This is a genomic window from Robertmurraya mangrovi, assembly GCF_034427655.1.
GTDB classification, from domain to species: domain Bacteria; phylum Bacillota; class Bacilli; order Bacillales; family Cytobacillaceae; genus Robertmurraya_A; species Robertmurraya_A mangrovi.
In genome coordinates, this window is sequence record NZ_JAXOFX010000008.1 from 97,318 (window position 1) to 109,214 (window position 11,897).

The following is an 11,897-nucleotide window of genomic DNA, read 5'->3' on the forward strand; positions in this document are numbered from 1 at the left end:
CTCATTTAAATCGGTTTTTACTTTTAAAAGGTTTGTTTTTTGTAGGTTCAGCGCTTCTGATTTTCATTTACTGTTCACATGAATCCTTATGATTATTGCTAAAAAGAAAAAGATGTGTAAAAAGTCTACACATCAAACAAGGTAAATAGAACTATTTATTTCGTTAAAGCGTGTTCAACCTTTATACAGCGATCCATGATAACCGTATAGCCTTTTTCTTTTAAAAATTCATAAGCTTCCTCATTCATGACACCTAACTGAGCCCAGAATATATCCGCGTCCATTTCATCAAATTGTTTTGCAAGGTCAGGAAGGAACTCGGAACGACGAAATATATTGACAATATCCACATGGCCTTCAATATCTTTTAGGTTAGCGACAGCCTTAACACCTAGAACCTCAGTTATTGCTGGATTCACTGGTATGATTTCATAGCCAGCATCCTGCATAGCCTTTGAAACCATATATGAAGTTCTTTCTGGGTTATCACTTAACCCTACTACAGCGATTCTTTTAGCCTTCTTTAATAATTTTCCTATTTCCTCACGACTTGGATTTTCAATTGGCACTTTTCATCATCCTTTCAAATATTTAATATTTTATATCTTGGCCTTTTGATAAAAATTAAGTCTTTCTTTTACGGAAAATCCGCACTTATGGTAAAGAGAAAGAGCTTTTTCATTCGTTGTGTTTACACATAATTGAATGAGGTCAATATTCTTTCTAAAAAGGTCACTTAATGTCATTTTTAACAGTTTTGTACCAATCCCTTGTTTTCTAACCCTGTTGTTTACCCCTAAAAATTCAATGCTTCCCTTTCGAAGGGTGTAATCAAGTTCCACATATACGTATCCTAAAAGATGATGATGTTCCACTATAATATAAATATCACCATCCGCATTCATGTTATCTATTAACTCAGAACCGCTATAATAAGTCTGAGGAAATATTTGATCATGGAGGATAATGAGCTGCTCCGCATACTCTTCCGTAAACTTTTGTACCGGTTCGTTAGATGAAATCGCTTCCTTTTCTATTTCTAATATATTCTCTCTTGATTGGAAAGTATAATGATGTTGCTCAGCGAGATGTAAAAGTAATTGATTTTCTTGATTGAAGAATAAATTCAGCTTGTTAAAATAAACATTTGATTGAACATATAAGAGAAGTTGCTCTCCAAGTTGAAAGTTATTGGCCTCCACAAATGGACCCCAAATTTCACCCACACTGCGTTCTTGATCACCATCCACACCAATGAACCCAAATATTTGTCCTCGCTCTTTTACTATAAAAGCAGAAGATTCATCGTCTTGAAGAAGGATTTGTAAATCTTCCTGTATTTCTAATGAATTCTTTGAAACATAGCCAATGTGATAAGTTGGATTGGAATTTAGTCTTGTTAAAAACTTTGCTGTTTCCTCCAACTCCCTATTTTCGAGTAATTGAATTTCCAAATTGATTTCCCCTTTATCTTTTCATTCTCTTTGTCAATTGATCTGTTAAAATAGCTACAACCGAACCTAGAATAAGCCCATTATTTAGAATGGATGTGACAATAGGAGGCGCTTCTTGAAAAGCACTTCCTGGAACAAACATAGCCCCGACCCCTGCTAATAATGATATACCAATGACTAAACGAACACGTTCTACCTCTTTTTCTCTGTCTATTTGTGCAAATGAAACACTAATCATGTTTGCAAATACAACGAACATGACGGAGTAGCCAATGGGTGTTGGAAGATGAGCGAAAAAGGACATTAACGGTGGGAACAAACTAGAGAGTGTGACAAAACTAGCACCCATTAAGAAGGGGATTATTTTAGATATATTTGTTGTCGCGATAAATCCTGCTGCACCGGAAATAGGAACTGACCCAACGGCTGAAAAGATTCCACCTAATATTTGATTGACTCCTCCTATAAAACCAGCTTGCTTAAATCGATTCTTGCCAGCTGCTGGATCTTTACTCTCTAACACACCATTTACGACACGAATACTTGCAATCATATTGGTTAATAAAAGTAATGTGACGAAAAAAGCTGTAAAGATCATACCCGAATCAAAGGTTGGCCCACCAAAAGCAAAAAACTTTGGCATATCAACCACTCGACTTGTTTCTATTGATATCGTTTTACCTAATTTCAAGAGAGTAAACACGGCCCATCCAATCGAGAGACTAATAAGGATGGAGTATTGGCTAATCACTTTTATCCGATGTTTAGATAAATAATAAGTAAAGATAATCAGTAGAAGACAAAAGAACGCAATAGGAAGATCAACAGTTCCTTTTCGATATCCTACACCTAAAATGCCATTAATGAACGACCCACTCAGCTGGAGGACAAGTAAGATAAGGTAAACTCCAGATACGACAGGTGTAAAGAGATTAACTAGTTTATTAACTAATCTAAATACACTTAATAAAATGAACACAATGCCACTGACCATCATGGCTCCCTGAAGTGCTTGTAACGTCTCTAAATTTGAAGAAAATAGAGTAGCACTTAATCCTGCATAGATGGCAAAAACACCCCACCATAAACCGGCTGGACCTTCGTTAATAGGAAGTCGATGTCCAAATAACCCTTGTAAAAGACTAGAAACGCCTAGAACAAACATGGTTCTTTGGATAAACTCGGATGTCTCTAATGTAGAAAGCCCAAATAAATCAGCAATTGCAATTGGAGCGACAATCGTACCTGCAATCATAAAAGCCATCCATTGTAATCCACTTAAACTAGCTTTCATACCATCCCCCATTGTTTGTTTGATAAGTTGATGCTAAACCGGAAGAAAAATCCATTATAAATATCATGATAACAAACTGACAAAAAATCACAATCATTAGTCATAGAACAAAAGCGCAAGCGCCCCGTTTAGCGACGTATGGACTGGAGCGCCTCGACTGAGATAAAGGAAACACGAAGAGCGTGAGCGATTCGATGTTGACTTATCGTAGGGAGAGGAGCGAAGTACACTAGTCGCTGGGCGCTGGAGCTAGACGTGGACAAAAAATCTGTAGAAGTTATCCAAATTGCGAAAATTTTATATTTTCCTAAAGCAAAAAAAGCCGGGAATATCCCGACTTATCGTTAATCTTTTTTAGTTAGTTGTTTTTTACCTAAATCTAGTGCAACCCAAGCGGTATGATCAGCAAAAAATCTAGACCAGCTTGCTACTCCTGCAAGTTCGTACTCTTTTGCTAAATCTGCTCTCTTTTTAAGTGAAAGTTCATCTTCAAGCCATACCTTATAAGTTGTTTTCTCTTTCTTCACATAATGTTCGCCGTAATTTTGACCACTCGTTTCATCATAAACAACATCCACTTTATTCTCCGTGATCCATTGCTTAATAAAGTTCATCGAAACAGCTTTTGAAGAAATTTCACCTGAATCTTTTACTTCCCAAAGTCTCGTATAAAGCGGTACACCTAAAATCAGCTTTTCGTTTGGTACCACTTCTAGCATTCTCTTTAAGTTATTTTCAACCCATGGTAGACTTGCTACACTTCCAGCAACTGGTGAGGAACCCCAGTGCTCATCGTACGCCATGACCGCCATGTAATCAACAACCTTAGCTAACTTTTCTCTTTCATAAAAGGCAGACCAGTTCCCGCTATCAGAGATAAACGTGACATCCATGGAAACAATAAGCCCAGCTTCATGAAAATAAGGTGTTGCTTCTCTTACGAATTGAGTAATCAACGACCCATCTTCTACATTTACATTTTCAATATCTATATTAATGCCGTCTAGCTTATACATTTGACTGTAGTGTAACAACTGACGAATCATTTTTTGTCTTGTTTTAAAATCCTTAAACGCATGGTGGGTTAATTCCGGATCAAAGGCATTTGAAAATAGCGCCCATACCTGGTACCCCTGTTTATGGGCCCAATTCACATAATCTAAAGAACCTAAATTTTTAATGCCACCCTTTTTATCACTTAATTCAAACCAAGTTGGAGAAACAACATTGACCCCATCCATTTTTGGAATACTGGATGTGTCTGGATTCTTTGTATAAACAGCCTCCCATGTTAATTGAATCGGTCCGTCTAATTTAGGAAGGGCAACTTCTTTTTGTTCATGTTCGACTACAATTTCTTCTACTTCCCCTTTTGTAACAAATTCCTTATTCACATAACCTGCTGTTCCGTCCTCTTTACGAACAAAATAATAGTCTTCTTTCTCATTTTCAATAAAGACTTTCTCCTTGTTTTGAAGCTGAGCGGTATATGAAGCTTTCAGGTTAGAGTCTGTTCTCAGACGTAGTTTTTCTTCATGAACTTTCTCTTCTGTAACCGTCCCATGCTGTAGCTCTTGCCCATTTGTTTTAATCCAAACGGCATTTGAATCCTTTAATATTGTATATTCAATAGGGTAGTATGAAAGAATAGGATCGATTGCAACAAATAACTCCCCATTTTCATTTTGTATCGGAGAGAGGTTAAGCTGGACCGATTTTTCATTCACGTAAAAAGTTAAGGAATCAGAAGGCATTTGAACGACTTTATCTTTTGTTGTGATAATAACTGAATTTGATTTTTCATCAAACGCAAGACTATCATCAATAAAGGTTTTCATAAAAGTAAACGGGACATATACACTATCCTCTTTTATCATCGCATTCCCCTGTTGTTCACCATTTAAGAGAATGGGATTTTCACCTTCAAAATACACGTGCTTTTCTTTTGAAGCAAAAGGATATAATAATAGTATGACACTAGATGAAATTAATAAGAATGAAAACAAAAGTCCACCGATGATCCAGTACTTTGATAGTGAACTTCGTTTGTGATATTCAACACGAGCCATAAAAAACCTCCCAATAAAAATCCACACATTTTACAATCATAATAAACTCCTAATATATTATTCTCCTATAAATGACGTAATCTGTCGAGAAAAGGTTACATTTCTAGTTTAAATTCCGTCATAACTCGTACAACAAAAAACATATAATATTGGTTAAAATATAGCTTTTTACAACTACTCAGGAAAGTTTATTTTTAACTAAACAAATTAAGTCTATATTTTAACCCTCTTAGTAGAACGATAAAAAGGATAACCCAATACTTAAACTAGTGCTTTATTTCAACATGGAGTTTTTTAAAATACGTGATACAATAATAAATGCTAAGCAATGTGTGAAGGAGTTTTTTGTGTGGTTGAAATTGGAATTATTGTTTTATTAGCTTATTTGCTCGGGTCCATCCCTTCAGGCTTAATTATTGGGAAATTATTTTACGGGAAAGACATTCGAGAACACGGAAGTGGAAACTTAGGTGGGACAAACACCTTTCGAACGTTAGGAAAGCGGGCAGGAATAGTCGTAACGTTAGCAGATATTTTGAAAGGGACGCTGGCAACAGCCTTACCATTTTTCTTTGGTACCGAGATGCAATTGCACGAATTAATTCCTGGTGTATTCGCTGTTATCGGTCATATGTACCCAATATTCGCTAACTTTAGAGGTGGAAAAGCGGTAGCAACATCTGGTGGTGTATTATTATTTTATGCTCCTCTTATGTTTGTGATTATGCTTGCAATCTTTATTATCTGTTTATACATAACGAAGTACGTATCGCTTTCTTCCATCTTAGGTGCTTTAGCCGCTCTCGTTTATTCCATTATTATTTGGGATCCACCACTAGTTATTGTAGTAGCAATCTTAGCTATCTTTGTCATCTACAGACATCGGGCAAATATCAAAAGAATTAAGAATAAAACGGAGCCGAAAATAAAATGGCTTGGCGGCTCGGCTAAACCCTAACTTTCTTTAGGGTCCTTCACTTTAGTTTATACTTTTACTTCTAGAAAGAGTTCAACCTTGTATGAAAAGGTTGGACTCTTTTCATATATATAGAAAAAATTTTAACAAAATCAGTCATAATTAGATTTTTTTCGCCATAGAATGAACCAAATGAACAGTTTCTGTGATTTTTTATGAAACTTTCTTGAAGCGGCTTTTCTTAAGTCTAGAAAATAAGGATGGTTCTAATGATGGATAAAAAAATTAAAACAGCTATAGGTGATGAATATACGATAGATTTTAGTAAGCAAGCAGCAGGAATCGTACACGAAATCCGAAATCCACTTACGGCAGTAAAGGGCTTCCTTCAATTATTAATTCCTGATTTAACGGATATAAATAAAAAACAATACGCTACCATTGCTCTTGAAGAATTAGATCGAGCAAATGATTTGATTCAACAATTTTTACTTGAGTCACGGCCATCAACTTGTATGAAAAAATCAGTCTCTGTAAACCAACTTGTAAAACAAATGGAACTCATGTATACAAGTGAAGCTATACTTCAAAACATCTCATTAGAAGTAGCTTTGTCCACTGAAGAACCTCTTGTTTATGTCGATGAAAATCAGTTAAAACAAGTTATAACCAACTTATTAAAAAATGCATTTGAAGCTGTTGGTAGTAAAGGAATGGTATGTATATCTACAAACGTAGTAGGAAATGTTGCTTTCATAAGTATTAGTGATAATGGTTCAGGAATAGACAATCCTACACTAGAAAGTCTATTTACTCCGTTCTATACAACCAAACCTTCTGGAACAGGATTAGGACTTTCCATAAGCAAAAAAATAATTGAAGACCACAACGGAAAAATGACGGTTTGTAGTACACTCGGGAAAGAAACAACCTTTCAACTAGAATTGCCTCTATACGAAGAAAACAACACCCAAACCGTTAAATATAATGCACCGTTATAGATGATCAAAAAATGTTCAAAAATTGTCAAAATATATTGATAATTAAATTAGACAAAATAAGGTAAAATAGGTTTAATAATAATTTCGTTGAATGCGTTAGAAAAATTATTAATGTAACCTTAAGGATGGTGGTATGATGAAAAAAGTAACAAAATCAAATAAGCAATACATTTTCTCTTCTAGCGTTAGTGAAACAAACAAAGAAAATGAGTTTACTGTTGAATTTTTTCAATGCACACCTGAGATGAATCAAGAAGATAATCCTTATAAGGTCACAAATAATTTTGATGAATTATTAAATTTTCTCGAAGAACTAGAAGAAACCTCGATTTAAAGTGCACACAAAAACGGAAACCACTTATTAAATGGTTTCCGTTTTGTATCTAAGCTGTTTTTCGAGACGATTGTTAGAGAGTCCTTATCTAAACCTTAATAACCTGAAACCGCCCTCTTCCCAGAACGTCCGTTACATAATCTAGCTTTGTATGGTCAAAGTAGACTTGATCTCTTTTATGTATCAATATTTTTAATTCTTCTATCGGGTACATCTCATCATCGGATAGTGGCCGCTCCTCCAGAGACAGCTTAAGTTGTGGGCCCCCTCAACCAATTCCCATCGTTAATCTTAAGAATAATTGCTCATCAGGTGATTTTTTCTCCTCTTCCACCATCGGCAAAAGTTTATCATAAGCACTTTTTGTAATTGTAAACACACAAATCCCTCCTTTTGATTAAATTGTTACAAAAACGGATAAAACATGACATTTTTTTCAAAAAATAGTATGAACTAATCCTATAGATATATTATAGTAAGCTTAATATATAAAAAAATAATCTGCCTAGTATGATTTAAGAGAAATATCTATCACATTAAGGAGAATACCATGAAACAAAAGAAGATTCTTATGTTTGGAATGGCGTTTACAGTTACCCTAATGGTGATTTCCACATTACTTATACTGTCTATGTATCAAGAAGCTTCGGGGAAATCAGAAGTCATGAATCAAAATCCTCATGAAACTAGACTCTATTCGGTTAGTGGAAAATCTCTTGAAATGAATATTACATTAGGAGCGATTGGAGATATTTTAATCCATGACCGTGTATACATGGATGCCAAGAAACAAAAAGGTTATGACTTCAACCCGATGTTTCAACACGTGCATTCTATTTTAGGACAACCTGACCTTCTACTAGCCAATCAAGAAACGGTATTAGGTGGTACCCAACTTGGTTTATCAGGCTACCCTATGTTTAATAGCCCACAACAAGTGGGAGACGCATTAGTTCATGCTGGTGTTGATATTGTTTCAACAGCTAATAATCATTCCCTTGATAAAGGGGAAAAAGGATTAGTCACCTCTTTAAATTATTTAGATAAAATTGGTCTCTATCATGTTGGGACGTTTAGGAATCCAAAAGAACAAGAAACTTTAACTGTTCTTCATAAAAATGGTTTTAAAGTTGCCTATTTATCTTATACATACGGAACAAATGGGATCCCAGTTCCTAAAGGCAAAGATTATCTAGTAAACTTAATTGACAAGAAGAAAATGAAAAAAGAAATTAAGCGTGCAAAAGATGAAGCTGATGTAGTGGTGATGAGCCTTCATTGGGGTAATGAATATCAGCGATTTCCAACAGATGAACAGAAAGAATTGGGCCATTTCTTAATTAACGAAGGGGTCGATGTATTATTTGGTCATCATCCCCATGTACTCCAGCCAATGGAATGGGTTAAGGCTGATGATGGAAGAACCGGATTTATTGTTTATTCTTTGGGTAATTTTTTATCGGGGCAAATGTGGGATTATAAAGATATTGGCGGGATGGCAACCATTCAGATAAAAAAAGTAGTTAACGAAACTGGCAGCTATATCGAATTACTACAACCTGAATTCTACCCTACCTTTGTATCTAACGTTCATCAAAGGAAATATCAAGTACTCCCATTACAAGACGCTGAGCCATATGGATTAAAGAATGCTCGTACGAAATATAAAGAAATAATGGAACACATGACAAAAGAACTCTAATTAGGGTTCTTTTTTGCATTCTATTTAAGCTTTTGTTCGTAAAATCGTAATCTTATTGATATAGGTAAATTGTAATAGAATTTTCGAATTTTCACAAAATACCTCCCTTTCCTTTCCTTTATAATATTTAATAAGCTTTTAAATATGGGGAAAATGAAATCTTCAGTGTCATAAACGTTTTCTAAGGGGGAGAGTCATTTGTCATTAAAAACGAAACTGATTGCCGGTGTCTTATCTACGATGATTTTAATACTAGTGGTCAGCTCTGTATTTACTTATGTTTCTGTTACATTATTTTCAAATAACGCAAATGAGTTAACAAAAGGGCTTTCTGAGGATGTTAATAGAGATGTAAGTGGTTTCTCCGAACATTATGCTGGTACATTAACTTTTCATGAGTCTGAAAATGTCAAAAACTCAATTACGACTATCATTAATCGGGCAAAAAGCGATTTAACCACACTCTCTACTTTTAACGAAATTAGCTCGGGAGATGATTTGGAATTAAACTCTCTATTTAAAAAGTTCACGGATCAAAATGAATTATTGCAATATATATATTTAGGTACAGAGAAAAAGGATTTTACCATTTATCCTAAAGTTCAAGGACTTCCCTCAAACTATGACCCTACGTCACGCCCTTGGTACGCTCCTGCTAAAAAACTAGGTAAAGGAGAGTTCCACGTCACAGATGCATACTTAGACGGTACCGGTAAGGAATACATGGTTACAATCAGTACACCTCTATATGAAGGGAAAAAGCTTATAGGTGTCCTAGGAGTGGATTTATCACTAGAAAAAATTACTTCTCAGATTGCGGATACGAAGGTTGGAGCTAGCGGATATGTCATTTTAACAGATAAAGAAGGAGCTCTTCTTGCATATAAAGATAAGAATCTAGTGTTAGATAACAAAAATATTTCTGACCTACCTATTTTTAAAGAGAAAAAAGGAAATGATATATACCTAGATATTGATCAAGTGACCTATGTGACTACGAAAGAAGATTCAACAGGGTGGCAAATTTATTCTGTTATTACACAGGAAGAAGTAAAATCATTTTCAAAAACGATTTCTCAAAATATGAGCAATAGAATTTCTACCGCTGAAACAAACTTGTCAGCTCTTTTTTCGAAATTGTTTACCATTCAAGTAGTCATCGTGATTGTGTTATTAATCGTTTCTGTATTAATCAGCTTCTTCTTTGCTAAATACTTTATCAGTCCGATTAACAAACTATCTATCTTCTTAAAAGAAGTGGCTAGTGGAGATTTATCCAAAAAAATGTCGACTAAATCTAAGGACGAAATTGCAGCCCTATTTACTTCTGTAAACCACATGGTTGATAGCTTGCGCGAAATGGCTAATAAAATGACAAGTTTAATTCATGAGGTAGAAAAGGACTCGAACATTTTAAACGAGCAAGTAAGGGTTTCTTCTCACGTTACAGAAACCATCGCCTCTGCTATGATGGAAGTTTCTAAAGGATCAGAACAGTTAGCAGCTGATATGGTCAATATCTCTTCAAATGTAGAAACGAATACAAAAGCGGTTGAAGTGATGACTGAAAATATTGATAAAATTGTGGAACACGCTAAACACACCAAATCCGTTACGTCTAAAGGACAAGTAGATATGGAAAATATGAATAACAAAATATCCATGATTGTAAACCAATCCGTTGAATCTACGTCCATTATGAAGGAACTTGATCAGAAATTAAGAGCGATTACAGAAATTACTACGTTAATTCATGATATTTCTGAACAAACGAATCTCCTATCTCTAAATGCGTCAATTGAAGCTGCCCGTGCTGGAGAGCAAGGAAAAGGCTTTGCGGTTGTTGCGCTTGAAGTGAAAAAACTGGCAGAGCAAAGTAGTCTTTCAGTTGGTAAAATAGCAAACCTAATCTCTGAAATTCAACATGATTCACATAAAGCTCTTTTAAATATCGATCAAGGTCGACAATCAGCGATAGAAGGCGCTCATATGACAAAAGAAACGGAAAAGAGCTTTTTAAATATCATCCACTTTATCGATTATTTATCGAAGGATATAGACCAAATTGCCATAGCAAGTGAGAAATTATCAGAAAGCAGCCAATCCATCTCTTCTTTTGTTGATCGAGTAGTAGCCATCTCTGAAGAAACATCTGCCGGTGTCGAAGAAGTGACAAGTACGACTGAGGAACAGCGACAAGCTGTCGATGAAGTTCACCACATATCAGATAATTTGCGTAATCTAACAACTGAACTAAGAAAGTCAATTGAACATTTTAAAATCTAAGGTGACTATCTCCCTAGATGCAATAAAGAAGTGATAAAACAAGTTGAGTATTGATTTCAGAAGGGAGCTAAAAAATGAAAAATCCGATGATTGGTCTCTTTTTAGCTTTCTTATTTACATTTCTACAAGCCTTTTTTCAACTTAAATTTTATTCTGTTGTGTTTGTGTCCTTATTGATTTTAATGATTGGTAATGTCTTTCTTGCGGAAAAGTTCCGGCTTTTCATATGGGTATTGGGAGCCTTTTTTCTTGGGGAAATGATTTATATGTACACGGATCGATTTCTGTTAGCACTACCCTTTTCTGAAAAAATAAATTTGGTAATGGCGAGGTTTTTCCTACTCATTCCTATTGGGCTTGTTACATATGTCATATATAAATTCAAAAAAACAATCATACCCTTTAAGGACCGAACGAAATGGGGTAATATTCAAAAAAGATTTATTTTCGGACTTTTGATAATATTGTCTGTTTTCCTTCCGTCATTGGCAATTAGAGATATTTCAATTACTGCCTGGCTAATCATCCTTTTATACAGCCTAATCAATGGAACTCTCCTAGAATTACTATGGAGAGGTATCCTGCTTAATCAACTTAGAAATTTAGTTAGCGAAAAAATGGCTATTCTATTCGTTTCAATCGCCTATGGGCTATCGTATTTATCATTTGGCTATTCAACATTAGTTATTATCAACTACAGTATTTTAGGCGTTTTTCTAGGTGTGTTGACGATTCAATCTAAGAGTTTAGTACCGGCCATAATTTTACAAATTGTCATCACTTTATGCTCAATTATAACGGGTCAAATTCCAGTTTTAATTGTTTAGGCAAAAAAACCTCC

General features: G+C 35.0%; 10 protein-coding genes. 6 read left to right on the plus strand and 4 right to left on the minus strand.

Going from position 1 to position 11,897, the window contains the following annotated elements:
• Nucleotides 1-155: 155 nt before the first annotated feature.
• The 4 genes from SM124_RS13415 to SM124_RS13430 all read right to left on the minus strand — a co-directional run bounded on the left by SM124_RS13415 (nt 156) and on the right by SM124_RS13430 (nt 4,817).
• Entirely contained in the window at nt 156-569 is a 414-nt protein-coding gene (locus SM124_RS13415) for a CoA-binding protein (protein WP_322447030.1), read from the minus strand.
• Between the two features lie 30 nt (nt 570-599).
• Nucleotides 600-1,454 (minus strand): GNAT family N-acetyltransferase, encoded by an 855-nt coding sequence (locus SM124_RS13420; protein ID WP_322447031.1) that lies wholly within the window; start codon nt 1,452-1,454, stop codon nt 600-602.
• Between the two features lie 13 nt (nt 1,455-1,467).
• Nucleotides 1,468-2,748: a purine/pyrimidine permease gene (locus SM124_RS13425; RefSeq protein ID WP_322447032.1), complete on the minus strand. Its 1,281-nt coding sequence runs from the start codon at nt 2,746-2,748 to the stop codon at nt 1,468-1,470.
• Nucleotides 2,749-3,092: 344 nt separating this feature from the next.
• Nucleotides 3,093-4,817: a glycosyl hydrolase family 18 protein gene (locus tag SM124_RS13430; RefSeq protein ID WP_322447033.1), complete on the minus strand. Its 1,725-nt coding sequence runs from the start codon at nt 4,815-4,817 to the stop codon at nt 3,093-3,095.
• 349 nt (nt 4,818-5,166) lie between these two features.
• On the opposite strand from SM124_RS13430, the gene plsY reads away from it, so the two are divergent.
• The 6 genes from plsY to SM124_RS13460 all read left to right on the plus strand — a co-directional run bounded on the left by plsY (nt 5,167) and on the right by SM124_RS13460 (nt 11,883).
• Complete coding sequence (gene plsY / locus SM124_RS13435) at nt 5,167-5,775, plus strand: glycerol-3-phosphate 1-O-acyltransferase PlsY (protein ID WP_322447034.1); 609 nt, start codon at nt 5,167-5,169, stop codon at nt 5,773-5,775.
• Between the two features lie 227 nt (nt 5,776-6,002).
• Complete coding sequence (locus SM124_RS13440) at nt 6,003-6,734, plus strand: two-component system sensor histidine kinase NtrB (RefSeq protein ID WP_322447035.1); 732 nt, start codon at nt 6,003-6,005, stop codon at nt 6,732-6,734.
• Between the two features lie 133 nt (nt 6,735-6,867).
• A complete protein-coding gene (locus SM124_RS13445; RefSeq protein ID WP_322447036.1) occupies nt 6,868-7,068 on the plus strand; it encodes a hypothetical protein in 201 nt (66 codons plus the stop codon).
• 550 nt (nt 7,069-7,618) lie between these two features.
• Complete coding sequence (locus SM124_RS13450) at nt 7,619-8,770, plus strand: CapA family protein (protein ID WP_322447037.1); 1,152 nt, start codon at nt 7,619-7,621, stop codon at nt 8,768-8,770.
• A 198-nt stretch (nt 8,771-8,968) separates the two neighbouring features.
• On the plus strand, nt 8,969-11,056 hold the full coding sequence (locus tag SM124_RS13455) for a methyl-accepting chemotaxis protein (protein ID WP_322447038.1): 2,088 nt from the start codon (nt 8,969-8,971) through the stop codon (nt 11,054-11,056).
• 74 nt (nt 11,057-11,130) lie between these two features.
• The gene (locus SM124_RS13460) at nt 11,131-11,883 is read left to right on the plus strand and encodes a CPBP family intramembrane glutamic endopeptidase (RefSeq protein ID WP_322447039.1); all 753 of its coding nucleotides are present in this window, start codon (nt 11,131-11,133) and stop codon (nt 11,881-11,883) included.
• The last annotated feature ends 14 nt before the right edge of the window (nt 11,884-11,897 follow it).

Excerpts from the sequence above, each read along its gene's own strand:
- SM124_RS13425 (WP_322447032.1), bottom strand. The coding sequence starts at position 2,748 with ATGAAAGCTAGTTTAAGTGGATTACAATGGATGGCTTTTATGATTGCA.
- SM124_RS13430 (WP_322447033.1), bottom strand. The coding sequence starts at position 4,817 with ATGGCTCGTGTTGAATATCACAAACGAAGTTCACTATCAAAGTACTGG.
- SM124_RS13440 (WP_322447035.1), top strand. The coding sequence starts at position 6,003 with ATGATGGATAAAAAAATTAAAACAGCTATAGGTGATGAATATACGATA.
- SM124_RS13445 (WP_322447036.1), top strand. The coding sequence starts at position 6,868 with ATGATGAAAAAAGTAACAAAATCAAATAAGCAATACATTTTCTCTTCT.
- SM124_RS13450 (WP_322447037.1), top strand. The coding sequence starts at position 7,619 with ATGAAACAAAAGAAGATTCTTATGTTTGGAATGGCGTTTACAGTTACC.
- SM124_RS13460 (WP_322447039.1), top strand. The coding sequence starts at position 11,131 with ATGAAAAATCCGATGATTGGTCTCTTTTTAGCTTTCTTATTTACATTT.